We start from the raw sequence: 16,295 nt of genomic DNA, 5'->3' as shown, positions 1-16,295 counted from the left end.
TCAAGCAGCCTCTTACGCACCATGCAGTAAGCGCCGGCCCGTCGCGAGCCGACGCATGCCTGGTGTTCGTCAGTGCAGATCGACAGGCCTCCCGTCGAAATCATGCCCCGCGCGACGGATCTCGCACTTCGCCTCCTTTTCGCCCTTCACGCCGTTGAACACGATGTTCAGGATCACGGCCGTGGCCGACGCCAGCAGGATGCCGCTGTGCAGGATCGGTGCAAGCGCGGGCGGCAGCTTCGAGAAGAAGTGCGGCGACACGACCGGCACGAGGCCCATGCCGACGCTCACGGCGACGATGAACAGGTTGTGCGAGTGGTTCACGAAGTCGACCTTCGACAGCACCTTGATGCCGTTCGCCGCGACCATCCCGAACATCACGATGCCTGCGCCGCCGAGCACGAACGGCGGCACCGACGCGACGACCTGCGCCATCTTCGGAAACAAGCCGAGCAGCACGAGGATCACGCCGCCCGTCGCACACACGAAACGGCTCTTCACGCCCGTCACGCCGATCAGGCCGACGTTCTGCGAGAACGACGTATGCGGGAACGAATTGAAGATGCCGCCGATCAGCGTGCCGAGGCCGTCGACGCGCAGGCCGCGCACGAGGCGCTCCTGGTTGACCGGGCGATCGACCATGTCGCCGACCGCGAGGAACATCCCGGTCGATTCGATGAACGTGACGAACATCACCGTGACCATCGTCACGATCGACAGCGGGTCGAAGTGCGGCAGGCCGAAGTGGAACGGCATCACGAAGCCGACCCACGGCGCATGCGCCACGCCGTCGGTGTTCACGCGGCCGAGCGCGAATGCGATCACGAAGCCGGCGACGATGCCGAGCAGCACCGAGATGTTCGCGATGAAGCCGCGGCCGTACTTGTTGATCAGCAGGATCAGCGTGAGCACGAGCAGCGACAGGCCGAGATAGACGGGGCTGCCGTACTCGGGGTTGCCGACGCCGCCGGCCGCCCAGTTGATGCCGACTTCCATCAGCGACAGCCCGATCACGGCGATCACCGTGCCGACCACCACCGGCGGGAAGAACCGCAGCAGCTTGCCGATCATCGGCGCGAGCACGATGCCGATGATGCCGGCCGCGATGGTCGAGCCGAAGATGTCGAGAATGCCGAGGCCGGGGTTCGTGCCGATCGCGATCATCGGGCCGACGGCCGCGAACGTGCAGCCCATGATGACAGGCAGGCGGATCCCGAAGATCCACAGGCCCAGCGTCTGGATCAGCGTGGCGATGCCGCACGAAAACAGATCGGCGCTGATCAGGAACGCGATCTGGTCTTTCGGCAGCTTGAGCGCCGCGCCGACGATGAGCGGCACGGCGACGGCGCCGGCGTACATGACGAGGACGTGCTGCAGGCCAAGCGTTACCAGCTTGCCGGTCGGCAGCACCTCATCGCACGGATGGACCGTGTTCGATTGCATCTGTCTCACTCCATGATCTTGTTTTCGGGGTGATACGAAGTTATTCGGAATGAATCCATGCAACAAGAGCACTGGGTTCTATTCCGTTCTTTGCTGGTTCGATATGCCATGTCGGTATGGAACAGGGGGGCGATCATCGGGAAACTGCCGCGGGAGTGACGCGTACCGGTTTTATAGCGCTTCAAAATAGCGCCGGCCCCCCTGTCAAATATGGGGTGCTTTATGGTGTGTATCGCGCGGGCCGCATAGTGGCAAAAAAGGGCGTACGGAAAACGTGCCGGGTTAACCCGCGAGCGGCCGCTTTTGCGTGCAAGGTGCGGCCTCGTCAATCTCCCGGCCGGCAGCACGTTCGATGTGTCGGCGCGGCGGCAAAAACCGGAGCGCGCATCGCGATCCCGTTATCATCGACATCCGTTCATCCGAATCTCCCTTCACGTCATGCGCCTGCTCGGAATCGACCTCGGCACCGGCTCCGTCAAACTCGTCACGCTCGATGCCGACGGCGTCGAGCGGGCCGTCGCGAGCGAACCTTACGGGTTGTCGTCGCCGCAGCCCGGCTGGGCGGAAATCGCGCCCGCCACGTGGTGGCAGGCGGTCGTGCGCGCGGCCGCGCGGCTGCCGGCCGACGAGCGCGCGCAGGTCGCGGCGATCGGTTTTTCGGGCCAGATGCATGGCGTCGTGCTGATCGACGCGGCCGGCGAGCCGGTGCGGCCTGCGCTGCTGTGGCCGGACACGCGCGCGGTGCGCGAGGCCGACGCGGCCGACTGGCACGCCGCCGGAGTGTCCGTCGCCGGAATGCCCGTCGCCGGATTGCCCGTCGCTCCGAATCCCGTCGCGCCCGGCATGGCCGGCCCGCTGTTGCGTTGGCTCGCCACGCACGAACCCGACGCGCTGCGCGCCGCGCGCTGGGCCGTGCAGCCGAAGGACTGGCTGCGCATCGTGCTCGGCGGCGACGTCGCGGCCGATCCGAGCGACGCGTGCGCAACGGCGCTCGCGACGCCCGACGGCGCGTGGGACAGCGCATTGATCGAGGCGCTCGGCCTGCCGGGCGATCGCCTCGCGCCGGTGCGTACATCCACCGCGCGCTGCGGCGTGCTCGGCGCGCAGGCCGCCGCCGCGCTCGGCCTGCCGGCTGGCGTGCCGTTCGCGACAGGCGCGGCCGACACCGCCTGCGCGGCGCTCGGCAGCGGGCTGGCCGCGGCAGGCGACGCGCTGCTGACGACCGGCAGCGGCGGCCAGATCGTCGTGCTCGCGGATACGCTGCCGCCCGCGCGACGCGGATTGCATCGCTATCGTGCGGCGGCCGGCGGCGGCTATTACACGATGGCGGCGATGCAGAACGTCGGGCTCGCGCTCGAAGCCGTGCGCGGTTGGCTCGGCTATGCGCGATGGGCCGATGCGTACGACGATGCATTCGCGCAGCCGGCGTCCGAGCGGCTGTGCTTCCTGCCGTACCTGAGCGGCGAGCGTTCGCCGTGGATGAACCCCGATGCGCGCGGCGGCTGGCTCGGCCTCGGGCTCGGCGACACGCGCGGCGCGATGATGCGCGCCGCGTTCGAAGGCGTCGCGTTCGCGTTGCGCGCGGGGCTCGATGCGATCCGCGACGCCGACCCCGGCGACGCGGTGGCGACGCTGCGCCTCGCGGGCGGCGGCTCGGTCGATCCGCGCTGGCGCCAGTTGCTCGCCGACGCGCTCGGCGCGTCGCTGCACGCGATCGATTGCCCGAACGCCGCAACGCGGGGCGCCGCGCTGCTCGCGGGCGTCGCGATCGGGCATTGGCGTGAAGACGCGTTGCGCGCGCTGGCGCCGACGGCGTCGCCCGTCGCCGCACCGCAAGACGACCGCCCGCTGGCCGCACGTTACGCGCGCTTCGTCGATCTGTACGCCCGCACGGATGCATGGTTCACGACGGGCGTTTAAACTCGAACACTTGTTCTTTTGCGTCAGCGATGACGCATCCTGGCAAGCCGGTGGCCGTTTCCCGCACGCGATGCGCGCCGGGAGCGGCCATCATGGCGAGCACGAGATTCTTGCGCCGTGCCGCGCGGCACGGCTTCGACCGCTTTGCATGAGTCCCGGGCCGGCAGCGACACGCCGGCCCGGGCCGATCTCACCGACCTACAGGAGTGACACGATGAAAACGAAAGCCGCGATTGCATGGAAGGCGGGTGCGCCGCTGACGATCGAGGAAGTCGATCTCGAAGGGCCGCGCGCCGGCGAAGTGCTGATCGAAGTGAAGGCGACGGGCATCTGCCACACCGACTACTACACGCTGTCGGGCGCCGATCCGGAAGGGATCTTCCCGGCGATCCTCGGCCATGAAGGCGCGGGCGTGGTGGTCGACGTCGGCCCCGGCGTCGGCACGGTGCGCAAGGGCGACCACGTGATTCCCCTCTACACGCCCGAATGCCGCGAGTGCAAGTTCTGCCTGTCGCGCAAGACCAACCTGTGCCAGAAGATCCGCGCGACGCAGGGCAAGGGCCTGATGCCCGACGCGACGTCGCGCTTCTCGCTCGACGGCAAGCCGCTGTTCCACTACATGGGTACGTCGACGTTCTCGAACTACATCGTCGTGCCGGAAATCGCGGTGGCGAAGGTGCGCGAGGACGCGCCGTTCGACAAGATCTGCTACATCGGCTGCGGCGTGACGACGGGCGTGGGCGCGGTCGTGTACTCGGCGAAGGTCGAGGCCGGCGCGAACGTGGTCGTGTTCGGCCTCGGCGGGATCGGCCTGAACGTGATCCAGGGCGCGAAGATGGTCGGCGCGGACAAGATCATCGGCGTCGACATCAACCCGAAGCGCGTCGAGCTCGCGAAGAAGTTCGGGATGACGCACTTCATCAACCCGAACGAAGTCGAGAACGTCGTCGACCACATCGTGCAGCTGACCGACGGCGGCGCCGACTACTCGTTCGAATGCGTCGGCAACGTGAAGCTGATGCGCCAGGCGCTCGAATGCACGCACAAGGGCTGGGGCCAGTCGTTCATCATCGGCGTGGCGGCGGCGGGCGAGGAAATCAGCACGCGTCCGTTCCAGCTGGTGACGGGCCGCGAGTGGAAAGGCTCGGCATTCGGCGGCGCGCGCGGGCGCACCGACGTGCCGAAGATCGTCGACTGGTACATGGAAGGCAAGATCAACATCGACGACCTGATCACGCACACGCTGCCGCTCGAGCGGATCAACGAAGGCTTCGACCTGATGAAGGCCGGCGAGTCGATCCGCTCGGTCGTGCTGTACTGACCGGGAGCGCACCGCCATGCTCGAACTCGTTTCCTCGCATGCGTGCCATGGCGGCGAGCAGCGTTTCTACCGTCACGATTCGGCGGCCATCGGCCTGCCGATGAAGTTCTCGGTGTACCTGCCGCCGCAGGCCGCGCAACAGCGCGTGCCGGCGCTGTTCTATCTCGCGGGGCTCACGTGCACCGACGAGACGTTCGCGATCAAGGCCGGCGCGCAGCAATACGCGGCGCAGCACGGGATCGCGCTCGTGATGCCCGATACGAGCCCGCGCGGCGCGGGCGTGCCGGGCGAGACGGATGCGTGGGATTTCGGCGTCGGCGCGGGTTTCTACGTCGACGCGACCGAAGCGCCGTGGTCGACACATTACCGGATGGAGTCGTACGTGACGGGTGAGCTGCGCGAGCTCGTCACGGCCGAGCTGCCGATCGACGGCGCGCGGCTCGGCATCTTCGGGCACTCGATGGGCGGCCACGGAGCGCTGACGCTCGCGTTGCGTCATCCGGGCCTGTACCGGTCGGTGTCGGCGTTCGCGCCGATCGCCGCGCCGACGCGATGCCCGTGGGGCGAGAAGGCGTTCTCCGGTTATCTCGGTGCCGATCGGGAAGCGTGGAAGGCGCACGACGCGAGCGAGCTCGTCGCGCGCGCCGATGCGCCGAAGTTCGCCGACGGCATCCTCGTCGATCAGGGGCTCGCCGATCAGTTCCTCGCGAACCAGTTGAACCCCGACGTATTCGAAGCCGCATGCGCGAAGGCCGGCCAACCGCTGACGCTGCGCCGCCATCCGGGCTACGACCACGGCTACTACTTCATCTCGACGTTCATCGCCGATCACCTCGCGCATCATGCGCGTGTACTTGCGCGGTGAGTAGCTGCGCAAGCAGGTAACGCATCCGGTGCGCATGAAAAAACGCCGGCGCTGCCCTCGGGCACGCCGGCGTTTTGATTGGCATCGGGCGGCGACCGCCGCGCCGATCAATTGCGTCGCAATAGGCTCGCGCCGTACACGAGCGCCGACAGCGCGGTGATCCAGAAGCTCGTCGGCCAATCGGTGTGATACGCGAGCACGATGCCGGCCCACGCTTCGAACAGCGCGAACAGCGCGGCGAGCAGCACGCCCGTCGACAGCCGCGTCGACACGTTCTGCGCGGCCGCGGCCGGCCCGACCAGCAGCGTGAACACGAGCAGCACGCCGACGATCTGCGTCGCCGCGGCCACTGCGAGCGCGCACACCGCCAGGAACAGCATCGACACCGTGCGCAGCGACACGCCCTTGGCTTCGGCCAGTTCCGGCTGCAGCGATGCGAACAGCAGCGGCCGCGCGATCAGCGCGAGCGCGGCGAGGCTCACCGTGCCGATGCCGGCGAGCACCGCGAGCGTGTCGTGGCTGACCGCGAGCACGTTGCCGAACAGCAGCGCGGTGACCTGCGTCGCGAACGACGTGTAGAAGTGCAGGAACAGCAGGCCGAAGCCGAGTGCGCCGGACAGGATCACGCCGATCGCGACGTCGCGGCCCGCGAGCTTTTCGCCGAGCGCGCCCATGCCGATCCCGGCCGCGAGCGTGAAGCCGACCATCCCCCAGATCGGCGAGATGCCGAGCAGCACGGCGCCGGTCGCGCCGGTGAAGCCGACGTGCGACAGCGCGTGGCCGGCGAAGGTCTGCCCGCGCAGCACCAGGAAATAGCCGACGATGCCCGCGAGCACCGCGACGATCCCCGACGCGGCGAACGCGTTGATCATGAAGTCGTATTCAAACATCGTGCGAATGCCCGGGATGAGCGTGTCCGTGGTGGTGATGGCCGTGGCTGCCGCCGTGCGAGTGCCCGTCGTCGTCCTCGTGTTCGTGATCGTGCTTCTCGATCTCGACGTCGCCCGACATCACGAAGATCTTGCCGTTCACGCGCATCACGTCGATCGGCGATCCATAGAGCCGCGACAGCACGGGCTTCGTGATCACCTCGTCGACGGTGCCGAGCGCGGCCACGCCGTTGCCGAGATACAGCACGCGGTCGAGCGCGTTCAGCAGCGGATTCAGTTCGTGCGCGGAGAACAGCACGGTGATGCCGAGTTCGCGCTGCACGTTGCGCACGAGTTCGACGACGCCGCGCTGATGGTTCGGGTCGAGGCTGATCAGCGGCTCGTCGAGCAGCAGCAGCTTGGGGTTGCCGAGCAGGCATTGCGCGAGCAGCAGGCGCTGCCGTTCGCCGCCGGACAGTTCGGACAGCGGCCGGCGCGCGAGCGACGGGCCGCCGACGAGATCGAGCACGCGATCGACGTCGCGGCGCGTGGCCGCGTTCGTGTGCGGCAGGCCCCAGCGGTGGCCGTCGGCGGCCATCGCGACGAAATCGTAGCCGCGCATCCGGCGGTTCGCGAGGCCGCTCCTGATCTGCGGCATGTAGCCGATCGACGCGTTGCCGCGCGCGACCGGCACGCCGCCGACCGACAGCGTGCCGGCCGACACGGGGACGAGGCCGAGCACCGCGCGCATCAGCGTCGTCTTGCCCGCGCCGTTCGGCCCGAGCACGCCGACGAATTCGCCGGGCTCGATCGAGAAGCTGACGTCGCGCAGGATCGTGCGGCCCCCCAGTTCGAGCGTGACGCGATCGACTGCGAGGGCGTGGGGAGTGGCGGTCATGTCGTGACGGTTGTCGGTTACTTGCCGGCCGAAAGCGCGTTGCCGAGCGCGTCGAGCTGGCTGGTCATCCATTGCTGGAAGGTCTTGCCGGCCGGCTGCGTCTCGGTGACGCTGACGGTCGGCACGCCGCCGTCACGCGCGATCTTCAGCATGCGCCTGGTCATCGGTTCCTCGGCCTGGCTGTTGTAGATCAGCGCGCGTACCTGCTTCTTGCGCAGGTCGTTCTCGAACGCGGCGACGTCCTGCGCGCTCGCCTCGGTGTCGTTCATCGTCGCGAGCTGGAAGCGCTGGTTGCGCATGTCGAGGCCGATTGCGTCGGACATATAGCCGAATACGGGCTCGGTGGCCGTCACGGGCGCGCCCTTGTACTTCGCGCGCAGTGCGGCGACCTTGTCGTCGACGGGTTTCAGCGACGCGACGAACTTCTGCAGGTTCGCGTCGTACTCGGCCTTGTTCGCCGGGTCGGCGCGGCCGAGCTCGGCCGCGATCGCGCGTGCGGCCGCCGGCATCGTCGCCGGGTCGTACCAGAGGTGCGGGTTGTCGCCGGCCTTCTTGCCGACGAGATCGGCGACGACGATCGTCGCGCGCTTCGCCTGTTTCGACGCGCCGAGCAGCTTGCCCATCCACGGATCGTAATCGGCGCCGTTGTAGATCACGACCTGCGCGTGCTGGAGCGCGCGAGCCGTCTTCGGGCTCGCTTCGAACAGGTGCGGATCCTGATCCGGATTGCTGAGGATGCTGGTGACCGCGACGTGGCGGCCGCCGATCTGCGACGCGACGTCGCCGTAGAAATTCTCCGCGGCGACGACGTTGACGGGCGCGGCCTGCGCGACCACGGGCGCGGCGAACGACAGCGCGGCGACGGCGGCGGCCAGCCAGCGGACAGGCGACAGGGCGCGCCGCGGCGCGCGCTTCAGGGCAGTGGACATGGAACTCCTCGTTGGAAGGGCGGCGCGTACGCCGCGCGATTCGGCGTCAGCGCTGCGCGGGCTTGCGCTTGCAATGCCCGCACAGGCCGCTCAGCTCGACGACCTGATGGTGGACTTCGAACCCATGCGCGGGCTCGCTCGCGGATAACTGCTTCGCGAGGTCGCCGCCGGGAATCTCGACGGTGTCGCCGCACGAATCGCAGATCAGGAACTGGCCTTCGTGCGGCACGCCGATCTCGCAGCACGCGAAGAACGCGTTCTTCGATTCGATCCGGTGGATGAAGCCGTGCTCGACGAGGAAATCCAGCGCGCGGTAGACGGTGGTCGGCGGCACGCGGCCGCGTTGCGGTTCGAGTTCGGCGAGCAGGTCGTACGCGCCGATCGGGCGCTGCGCGGCCAGCACGCGCTCGTAGACCTGGCGGCGCAGCGGCGTCCACGCGAGCCCGTGCTCGGCGGCGAATGCGTCGGCCCGGGACAGCCGGGCGTCAATGGACGATGAGGTAGCCATGGCGTGAAGCAGGCGATGAAACACAGTATCGCGATGATATAACGTATCGCCGCACCGTGCAGCGCGAATTCCGTTTTCCGTCCTCGCTCCGTCCCCGTCGCCGCCGATGCCACTGCGTCGCACCGTGCGCGCCGCGCCTTGCCGCGCGGGCGCGGCGGGGCGTCGTCGTGCGCCGCCGTGCCGCAGCGCGTCATAGAAAGCCGTCACGTCGTCTTGACAGCGCGTATCGCGTATCCGATCATTCGATCACTAACAGAGCAATTGATCGGTCGCCGAGCGTTCGCTCACTTCGCGACCGGCATGCAACAGAACGAACCGGAGACAGCCAGTGAGACTGGAAGACAAGGTCGCGATCCTGACGGGCGCCGCAAGCGGCATCGGCGAGGCGGTCGCGCAACGCTATCTGGACGAGGGCGCGCGCTGCGTGCTCGTCGACGTGAAGCCGGCGGGCGGCTCGCTCGCGCGGCTGATCGAGGCCAACCCCGGCCGCGCGGTGGCCGTCACCGCCGACGTCACGCGCGGCGACGACATCGATCGGATCGTCGCGACGGCGGTCGAGCGCTTCGGCGGCGTCGACATCCTGTTCAACAACGCGGCGCTGTTCGACATGCGCCCGCTCCTCGACGAATCGTGGGACGTGTTCGACCGGCTGTTCTCGGTCAACGTGAAAGGGCTGTTCTTCCTGATGCAGGCGGTCGCGCAACGGATGGTCGAGCAGGGGCGCGGCGGCAAGATCGTCAACATGTCGTCGCAGGCCGGCCGTCGCGGCGAGGCGCTCGTTTCGCACTACTGCGCGACCAAGGCCGCGGTGATCAGCTATACGCAGTCGGCCGCGCTCGCGCTCGCGCCGCACCGGATCAACGTGAACGGCATCGCGCCGGGCGTGGTCGACACGCCGATGTGGGAACAGGTCGATGCGTTGTTCGCGCGCTACGAGAACCGGCCGCTCGGCGAGAAGAAGCGGCTCGTGGGCGAAGCCGTGCCGCTCGGGCGCATGGGCGTGCCGGGCGACCTGACGGGCGCCGCGCTGTTCCTCGCGTCGGCCGACGCCGACTACATCACCGCCCAGACGTTGAACGTCGACGGCGGCAACTGGATGAGCTGAAAATGCCGCCGCTCGCACGCGCCGTTCGCGAGCCGGCCCGCTACGCGGCGGCAGTGCCGCACGCCGCGGCCGCCGTCGAACGAGGAGGGCTCGCCTGATGGCCGAGATCGTCGTCGCCGGCGAACTGCTGGCCGAATTCGTCGCCGCCGAGCGCGGCCAGGGCTTCGATGTGCCGGGACTCTTCGCCGGCCCGTTTCCGAGCGGCGCGCCGGCGATCTTCGCCGACCAGGCCGCCCGGCTCGGCGCGCGCGTCGCATATGCGGGCTGCGTCGGCCGAGACGCGTTCGGCGATGCGATCGTCGCGCGGCTCGCCCGCGACGGCGTCGACGTCGCGCGCATTCGCCGCGTCGCACGGCCGACCGGCACCGCGTTCGTCGCGTATCGCGACGACGGCTCGCGCAGTTTCGTCTTCACGCTGTCGACCAGTGCCGCGGCATGCGTCGATGCGTCCGACGTCGACACCGCGATGTTCGACGGCTGCCGCTATTTCCACGTGATGGGCTCGTCGCTGACGAGCGAATCGGCGATCGCGGCCGTGCAGCGCGGCGTGATCGAGGCCGCGCGCGCGGGAGCCAAGGTGTCGTTCGATCCGAACGTGCGGCCCGAAATGCTCAGTTTCCGCCCGATGCGCGCGGCCCTCGACGAGATGCTCGCCGCGTGCCACCTGTTCCTGCCGAGCGAAGCCGACCTGCCGTTCTTCTGCGGGCCGCAGCCGGCCGAGCGCGCGATCGCGGGCCTGCTGGCGACGCATCCGCTGCTCGAGCGCGTCGTGCTCAAACGCGGCGCGGCCGGCAGTGTCGCGTTCGATCGTGCGAGCCGCGTCGACGCGCAGGCTTATCCGGTCGACGAAGTCGATCCGACCGGCGCTGGCGACTGCTTCGGCGGCACGCTGGTCGCGAGCCTCGTCGCGGGCATGGCGATCGACGTCGCGTTGCGCCGCGCGAACGCGGCCGGCGCGATCGCGGTCACGCGGCGCGGCCCGATGGAAGGCAACAGCAGCGCGGCCGAGATCGACCGCTTCCTGACCGAACGAGGTATCGCATGTCCGGCCTGACGACCGTTGCCGAGCGCACGCAGACCGCGCATGCAGGCACCGTGCTGCGGATGATCTTCGACGCGAACCGCGCGGACGCGCAGCGCGGCATCTATTCGATCTGCAGCGCGCACCGGCTCGTGCTGGAGGCCGCGTGCGAAGCCGCGCGCGCCGACGGCTCGCCGCTGCTGATCGAGGCGACCTGCAATCAGGTGAACCATCTCGGCGGTTATACGGGCATGACGCCGGCGGATTTTCGCCGCGACGTCGATGCGATCGCCGCGCGCTGCGGGCTCGCGCCGTCGGCGCTCGTGCTCGGCGGCGACCATCTCGGCCCGAACCCGTGGCGGCACCGCCGCGCGGCCGACGCGATGCGCGAGGCCGGTGCGATGGTCGCGGCCTACGTCGAAGCCGGTTTCGAAAAGATCCATCTCGACGCGAGCATGGCGTGCGCGGACGATCCGGCGCGGCTCGACGATCGCACGATCGCCGCGCGCGCAGCCGAGCTGTGCCGCGTCGCGGAAGACGCGGCGGCGCGCGCCGGAATCGCGCCCGTCTACGTGATCGGCACCGAGGTGCCGACGCCGGGCGGCGAGGTGAGCGGCGAGGCCGGCGACGACGCCGGCGACGACGCGATCGCGCGGATCGCGGTCACGCGCAGCGACAGCATCGCGGCGACGCTCGACGCGCACCGCCACGCGTTCTCGGCGGCCGGGCTCGACGATGCATGGACGCGCGTCGTCGCGATCGTCGCGCAGCCGGGCGTCGATTTCGACGACCGCCACGTGCTCGATTACGACAGCGCCAAGGCGGCGTCGCTCGGCGCGAGTATCCTGCAGACACCGCGCCTCGTGTTCGAAGCGCATTCGACCGATTATCAGACCGAAGACGCGCTCGCCGCGCTCGTGCGCGACCACTTCGCGGTGCTGAAGGTCGGTCCCGCGCTGACGTTCGCATTGCGCGAGGCGCTGTTCGCGCTGACGTTCATCGAGGACGCGCTGATCGACGACGTCGCGCAGCGCTCGCGGTTGCGCGACGTCGTCGATGCGGCGATGCGCGCGCAGCCCGAACACTGGGCGCCGTACTACCGCGGCGACGAGACCGCGCAGCGGCTCGCGCGCCAGTTCAGCTACAGCGACCGCATCCGCTATTACTGGCTGCAGCCGGCCGTCGCGGCCGCGGTCGAGCAGCTGTTCGGCAACCTCGCGCGGCAGCCGGTGCCGGAAACGCTCGTCGCGCAATGGCTGCCGGACGTCTACGCGGCGTGCCGCGCGGGCGGCCTCGCGAAGGAGCCGCGCGCTTGGGTGCGCCACCGGATACGCGACGTGATCGCGCACTATGCGCGCGCGTGCGGGATGCAGCGGCCGGCATGACGGGCCGCGAAGGAAACCACGCAACACCGACGCAAGACCGACGACATTTCGAACAATCACAGGAGACATGCCATGCAACGAAAGATGCTCGACGCCGCCGCACGCTGTTTCGCCTCTGCCGCGCTCGCGACGGCGGCGTGCGCGGCGTCCGCCGGCACGCTGACGATCGCGACGCTGAACAACCCCGACATGATCGAGTTGAAGAAGCTGTCGCCGGCGTTCGAGAAGGCGAACCCGGACATCAAGCTGAACTGGGTGATCCTCGAGGAGAACGTGCTGCGCCAGCGCGCGACGACCGACATCACGACCGGCAGCGGCCAGTTCGACGTGATGGCGATCGGCACCTATGAAACGCCGCAGTGGGGCAAGCGCGGCTGGCTCGCGCCGATCACGGGCCTGCCCGCCGACTACGACCTGAACGACATCGTGAAGACCGCGCGCGACAGCCTGTCGTACAACGGCCAGCTCTACGCGCTGCCGTTCTACGTCGAAAGCTCGATGACGTTCTACCGCAAGGACCTGTTCGCGGCGAAGGGGCTGAAGATGCCCGACCAGCCGACCTACGACCAGATCGCCGAATTCGCGGACAAGCTGACCGACAAGTCGAAGGGCACCTACGGGATCTGCCTGCGCGGCAAGGCCGGCTGGGGCGAGAACATGGCGTACGTGTCGACGGTCGTGAACACGTTCGGCGGACGCTGGTTCGACGAGAACTGGAACGCGCAGCTCACGTCGCCCGAGTGGAAGAAGGCGATCAATTTCTACGTGAACCTGCTGAAGAAGAACGGCCCGCCGGGCGCGAGCTCGAACGGCTTCAACGAGAACCTGACGCTGACCGCGTCCGGCAAGTGCGCGATGTGGATCGACGCGACGGTCGCGGCCGGGATGCTCTACAACAAGCAGCAGTCGCAGGTGGCCGACAAGATTGGCTTCGCGGCCGCGCCGGTCGCCGCGACGCCGAAGGGCTCGCACTGGCTGTGGGCGTGGGCGCTGGCCGTGCCGAAGACGTCGAAGCAGCAGGACGCCGCGCGCAAGTTCATCGCGTGGGCGACGTCGAAGCAGTACATCGAGATGGTCGGCAAGGACGAAGGCTGGGCGTCGGTGCCGCCGGGCACGCGTACGTCGACGTATCAGCGCGCGGAGTACAAGGCCGCCGCGCCGTTCTCGGACTTCGTGCTGAAGGCGATCGAGACGGCCGACCCGAACGACCCGTCGCTGAAGAAGGTGCCGTACACGGGCGTGCAGTACGTCGGGATTCCTGAATTCCAGTCGTTCGGCACGGTGGTCGGCCAGTCGATCGCGGGCGCGGTCGCGGGCCAGATGTCGGTCGACCAGGCGCTCGCCGCCGGCCAGGCCGCGGCCGATCGCGCGGTGCGGCAGGCCGGCTACAAGAAGTAACGCGCAAGCCGTCGCGCGGCCCGCATCGTGCGCCGTGGCACGCGGCGCGGGCCGGCGACGCTGACAGGCGGGCACGCCGTTCGCGCCCGCGCATCAACCGGAGGGACTCCGATCATGCGTCACCTGCGTCTTCCCCTGAGTCACGCTCACGCGCCGTCGGTCGGCGACGCGTCGTCGCCGCCCGGCGCGCCGCGCCGTGCGCGCGGCGGCGCGAGCTGGCTCGTGTCGCCGTCCGTCGCGGTGCTGCTGCTGTGGATGTCGATTCCGCTCGCGATGACGATCTGGTATTCGTTCTCGCGCTACAACCTGCTGAACCCGGACGTGAAGGGCTTCGCCGGGTTCGACAACTATCGCTTCCTCGCGACCGATCCGTCGTTCCTGCCCGCGATCTGGCACACGCTCGTGCTGATCGGCGCGGTGCTCGCGATCACGGTGGTCGGCGGCGTGCTGATGGCCGTGCTGTTCGACCGCAAGTTCTACGGGCAGGGCATCGCGCGCCTGCTCGCGATCGCGCCGTTCTTCGTGATGCCGACGGTCTCCGCGCTGATCTGGAAGAACATGATCCTGCATCCGGTGTACGGGCTCGTCGCGAACGCGATGCGCGCGCTCGGGATGACGCCGATCGACTGGTTCGCCGATTACCCGTTGACCGCGGTGATCATCATCGTCGCGTGGCAGTGGCTGCCGTTCGCGTTTTTGATCCTGTTCACCGCGATCCAGTCGCTCGACCAGGAACAGAAGGAAGCCGCGCGCATCGATGGCGCGGGCCCGATCGCGATGTTCTTCTACATCACGCTGCCGCACCTGAAGCGCGCGATCGCCGTGGTCGTGATGATGGAGACGATCTTCCTGCTGTCGATCTTCGCGGAAATCTACACGACGACGGGCGGCGGCCCCGGCGATGCGACGACCAACCTGTCTTACCTGATCTACGCGCTCGGCCTGCAGCAGTTCGACGTCGGCCTCGCGTCCGCGGGCGGCATCATCGCCGTCGTGGTCGCGAACGTCGTGTCGTTCTTCCTCGTGCGGATGCTCGCGCGCAACCTGAAGGGGGAGTACGAAAAATGAGCGACCTGACCTTGGCAGGCCGGCGCACGCCGGCCGTGTTCGACCTCGTGCGGCGCGCGCTGCCCGGCGCGCTCGCATGGCTGATCGCGCTCTTGCTGTTCTTCCCGATCTTCTGGATGGCGATCACCGCGTTCAAGACGGAGCAGCAGGCGTACGCGTCGTCGCTGTTGTTCATGCCGACGCTCGACAGCTTCCGCGAGGTGTTCGCGCGCAGCAACTACTTCGCGTTCGCGTGGAATTCGGTGCTGATCTCGGCCGGCGTCACGCTGATCTCGCTGCTGTTCGCGGTGCCGGCCGCATACGCGATGGCGTTCTTCCCGAACCACCGCACGCAGAAGGTGCTGCTGTGGATGCTGTCGACGAAGATGATGCCGTCGGTCGGCGTGCTGGTGCCGATCTATCTGCTGTGGAAGAACGCGGGGCTGCTCGATACGGTGTCGGGGCTCGTGATCGTCTACACGCTGATCAACCTGCCGATCGCGGTGTGGATGACCTTCACGTACTTCAACGAGATCCCGAAGGACATCCTGGAGGCCGGGCGCATCGACGGCGCGTCGACGTGGCAGGAGATCGTCTACCTGCTGATGCCGATGGCGCTGCCGGGGCTCGCGTCCACCGCGCTGCTGCTCGTGATCCTGTCGTGGAACGAGGCGTTCTGGAGCATCAACCTGTCGAGCTCGAACGCCGCGCCGCTCACTGTGTTCATCGCGTCGTATTCGAGCCCCGAAGGCTTGTTCTGGGCGAAGCTGTCCGCCGCGTCGCTGCTCGCGGTCGCGCCGATCCTGATCGTCGGCTGGCTGTCGCAGAAGCAGTTGGTGCGCGGGCTCACGTTCGGGGCGGTCAAGTGAGCGGCGCAAGCAAAGGCGCGGTCGGTCACGGCATGAACGTGCTGATCTGCGATTGCGACGGCGTGCTGATCGACAGCGAGGCCGTCGCCGCCGACGTGATCGTGCGCGAACTCGATGCGCGCTGGCCGGGCGTCGATGCGCGGCCGGCCGTGATGCCGCTGCTCGGGCTGCGCATCGAGCGCGTGCTGGCCGGTGCGTCCGAGGCGGTCGGCCGGACGCTGACGAACGACGATATCGACGCGATCCGCCGCGCGGTCGAGGCCGCGGCCGTGAATGCGCCGATGGTCGATGGCATCGATGCGGCGCTGGCCGCGATCGACCTGACGACGGCCTGCGCGAGCAACAGCTATCGCGCATACGTCGAGGCGGCGCTCGCGCGCACCGGCCTCGCGCGCTTCTTCGGCGACCGGCTGTTCTGCGCGGATTCGGTCGCGCGGCCGAAGCCGGCGCCGGACGTGTATCTCGCGGCCGCGCGCACGCTCGGCGCGGTGCCCGCGCAATGCCTGGTGGTCGAGGACAGCGTGACCGGCATCACCGCCGCGGCCGCGGCCGGCATGACCGTGCTCGGCTTCATCGGCGGCGGGCACGCATCGGCGGCCCAGATCGACGCGCTGCGCGGGATCGGCGCGCGTCACGTATTCGACGACATGCACGAGCTGCCCGGCTACGTCGCGCGCTGGCAGGCGACGGGCGCGGTGCTGCCGAACTAGCAATCAG

The 16,295-nt window shown here is 68.7% G+C and carries 15 protein-coding genes; 10 read left to right on the top strand and 5 right to left on the bottom strand.

Annotated features, from left to right (window positions below; all coding sequences use genetic code 11):
* Positions 1-69: 69 nt before the first annotated feature.
* Positions 70-1,443: a nucleobase:cation symporter-2 family protein gene (locus CFB52_RS13630; protein ID WP_059578514.1), complete on the bottom strand. Its 1,374-nt coding sequence runs from the start codon at positions 1,441-1,443 to the stop codon at positions 70-72.
* Positions 1,444-1,881: 438 nt separating this feature from the next.
* On the opposite strand from CFB52_RS13630, the gene CFB52_RS13625 reads away from it, so the two are divergent.
* From CFB52_RS13625 to fghA, 3 genes are all read left to right on the top strand, one after another.
* Positions 1,882-3,363 (top strand): xylulokinase, encoded by a 1,482-nt coding sequence (locus CFB52_RS13625; RefSeq protein ID WP_099316775.1) that lies wholly within the window; start codon positions 1,882-1,884, stop codon positions 3,361-3,363.
* 214 nt (positions 3,364-3,577) lie between these two features.
* Positions 3,578-4,684: an S-(hydroxymethyl)glutathione dehydrogenase/class III alcohol dehydrogenase gene (locus CFB52_RS13620; RefSeq protein WP_006483756.1), complete on the top strand. Its 1,107-nt coding sequence runs from the start codon at positions 3,578-3,580 to the stop codon at positions 4,682-4,684.
* Positions 4,685-4,700: 16 nt separating this feature from the next.
* Entirely contained in the window at positions 4,701-5,549 is an 849-nt protein-coding gene (gene fghA / locus CFB52_RS13615) for an S-formylglutathione hydrolase (protein ID WP_099316774.1), read from the top strand.
* Between the two features lie 107 nt (positions 5,550-5,656).
* On the opposite strand, the gene CFB52_RS13610 is transcribed toward fghA, so the two are convergent.
* The 4 genes from CFB52_RS13610 to CFB52_RS13595 are packed head-to-tail and all read right to left on the bottom strand — an operon-like array spanning position 5,657 to position 8,753.
* On the bottom strand, positions 5,657-6,439 hold the full coding sequence (locus CFB52_RS13610) for a metal ABC transporter permease (RefSeq protein ID WP_099316773.1): 783 nt from the start codon (positions 6,437-6,439) through the stop codon (positions 5,657-5,659).
* A complete protein-coding gene (locus CFB52_RS13605; RefSeq protein ID WP_059578500.1) occupies positions 6,432-7,316 on the bottom strand; it encodes an ABC transporter ATP-binding protein in 885 nt (294 codons plus the stop codon). Before CFB52_RS13605 ends, CFB52_RS13610 begins: the two co-directional genes overlap by 8 nt.
* A 17-nt stretch (positions 7,317-7,333) precedes the next feature.
* Positions 7,334-8,245, bottom strand: a complete 912-nt coding sequence (locus CFB52_RS13600) for a metal ABC transporter solute-binding protein (protein ID WP_099316772.1) — start codon at positions 8,243-8,245, stop codon at positions 7,334-7,336.
* A 46-nt stretch (positions 8,246-8,291) separates the two neighbouring features.
* The gene (locus CFB52_RS13595; RefSeq protein WP_011546084.1) at positions 8,292-8,753 is read right to left on the bottom strand and encodes a Fur family transcriptional regulator; all 462 of its coding nucleotides are present in this window, start codon (positions 8,751-8,753) and stop codon (positions 8,292-8,294) included.
* 328 nt (positions 8,754-9,081) lie between these two features.
* Here CFB52_RS13595 and CFB52_RS13590 point away from each other — a divergent pair, with 328 nt between their 5' ends.
* The 7 genes from CFB52_RS13590 (at position 9,082) to CFB52_RS13560 (ending at position 16,288) form a co-directional block, all read left to right on the top strand.
* A complete protein-coding gene (locus CFB52_RS13590; RefSeq protein ID WP_099316771.1) occupies positions 9,082-9,858 on the top strand; it encodes an L-iditol 2-dehydrogenase in 777 nt (258 codons plus the stop codon).
* 97 nt (positions 9,859-9,955) lie between these two features.
* The gene (locus tag CFB52_RS13585; protein ID WP_060313635.1) at positions 9,956-10,912 is read left to right on the top strand and encodes a sugar kinase; all 957 of its coding nucleotides are present in this window, start codon (positions 9,956-9,958) and stop codon (positions 10,910-10,912) included.
* Entirely contained in the window at positions 10,900-12,264 is a 1,365-nt protein-coding gene (locus tag CFB52_RS13580) for a D-tagatose-bisphosphate aldolase, class II, non-catalytic subunit (RefSeq protein WP_099316770.1), read from the top strand. The genes CFB52_RS13585 and CFB52_RS13580 overlap by 13 nt, the downstream gene beginning before the upstream one ends.
* A gap of 72 nt (positions 12,265-12,336) precedes the next feature.
* The gene (locus CFB52_RS13575; protein WP_059578487.1) at positions 12,337-13,662 is read left to right on the top strand and encodes a sugar ABC transporter substrate-binding protein; all 1,326 of its coding nucleotides are present in this window, start codon (positions 12,337-12,339) and stop codon (positions 13,660-13,662) included.
* A 114-nt stretch (positions 13,663-13,776) separates the two neighbouring features.
* Positions 13,777-14,730 carry a carbohydrate ABC transporter permease gene (locus tag CFB52_RS13570; RefSeq protein ID WP_099316769.1) on the top strand — a complete coding sequence of 318 codons (954 nt, stop codon included), beginning with the start codon at positions 13,777-13,779 and terminating at the stop codon, positions 14,728-14,730.
* The gene (locus CFB52_RS13565) at positions 14,727-15,578 is read left to right on the top strand and encodes a carbohydrate ABC transporter permease (RefSeq protein ID WP_059578484.1); all 852 of its coding nucleotides are present in this window, start codon (positions 14,727-14,729) and stop codon (positions 15,576-15,578) included. Before CFB52_RS13570 ends, CFB52_RS13565 begins: the two co-directional genes overlap by 4 nt.
* Positions 15,579-15,610: 32 nt before the next feature.
* Entirely contained in the window at positions 15,611-16,288 is a 678-nt protein-coding gene (locus CFB52_RS13560) for an HAD family phosphatase (RefSeq protein ID WP_099316961.1), read from the top strand.
* Positions 16,289-16,295 lie beyond the last annotated feature (7 nt).

Origin of the sequence: Burkholderia sp. AU18528, from assembly GCF_002223215.2 — a bacterium.
Taxonomy (GTDB): Bacteria; Pseudomonadota; Gammaproteobacteria; order Burkholderiales; family Burkholderiaceae; genus Burkholderia; species Burkholderia semiarida.
This window is presented reverse-complemented; position numbering and strand designations above follow the sequence as displayed.

Bases quoted from the DNA above. Each gene is read 5' to 3' on its own strand.
- CFB52_RS13630 (WP_059578514.1), bottom strand. From the start codon at position 1,443: ATGCAATCGAACACGGTCCATCCGTGCGATGAGGTGCTGCCGACCGGC.
- CFB52_RS13625 (WP_099316775.1), top strand. From the start codon at position 1,882: ATGCGCCTGCTCGGAATCGACCTCGGCACCGGCTCCGTCAAACTCGTC.
- CFB52_RS13620 (WP_006483756.1), top strand. From the start codon at position 3,578: ATGAAAACGAAAGCCGCGATTGCATGGAAGGCGGGTGCGCCGCTGACG.
- fghA (WP_099316774.1), top strand. From the start codon at position 4,701: ATGCTCGAACTCGTTTCCTCGCATGCGTGCCATGGCGGCGAGCAGCGT.
- CFB52_RS13610 (WP_099316773.1), bottom strand. From the start codon at position 6,439: ATGTTTGAATACGACTTCATGATCAACGCGTTCGCCGCGTCGGGGATC.
- CFB52_RS13605 (WP_059578500.1), bottom strand. From the start codon at position 7,316: ATGACCGCCACTCCCCACGCCCTCGCAGTCGATCGCGTCACGCTCGAA.
- CFB52_RS13600 (WP_099316772.1), bottom strand. From the start codon at position 8,245: ATGTCCACTGCCCTGAAGCGCGCGCCGCGGCGCGCCCTGTCGCCTGTC.
- CFB52_RS13595 (WP_011546084.1), bottom strand. From the start codon at position 8,753: ATGGCTACCTCATCGTCCATTGACGCCCGGCTGTCCCGGGCCGACGCA.
- CFB52_RS13585 (WP_060313635.1), top strand. From the start codon at position 9,956: ATGGCCGAGATCGTCGTCGCCGGCGAACTGCTGGCCGAATTCGTCGCC.
- CFB52_RS13580 (WP_099316770.1), top strand. From the start codon at position 10,900: ATGTCCGGCCTGACGACCGTTGCCGAGCGCACGCAGACCGCGCATGCA.
- CFB52_RS13575 (WP_059578487.1), top strand. From the start codon at position 12,337: ATGCAACGAAAGATGCTCGACGCCGCCGCACGCTGTTTCGCCTCTGCC.
- CFB52_RS13570 (WP_099316769.1), top strand. From the start codon at position 13,777: ATGCGTCACCTGCGTCTTCCCCTGAGTCACGCTCACGCGCCGTCGGTC.
- CFB52_RS13565 (WP_059578484.1), top strand. From the start codon at position 14,727: ATGAGCGACCTGACCTTGGCAGGCCGGCGCACGCCGGCCGTGTTCGAC.
- CFB52_RS13560 (WP_099316961.1), top strand. From the start codon at position 15,611: ATGAACGTGCTGATCTGCGATTGCGACGGCGTGCTGATCGACAGCGAG.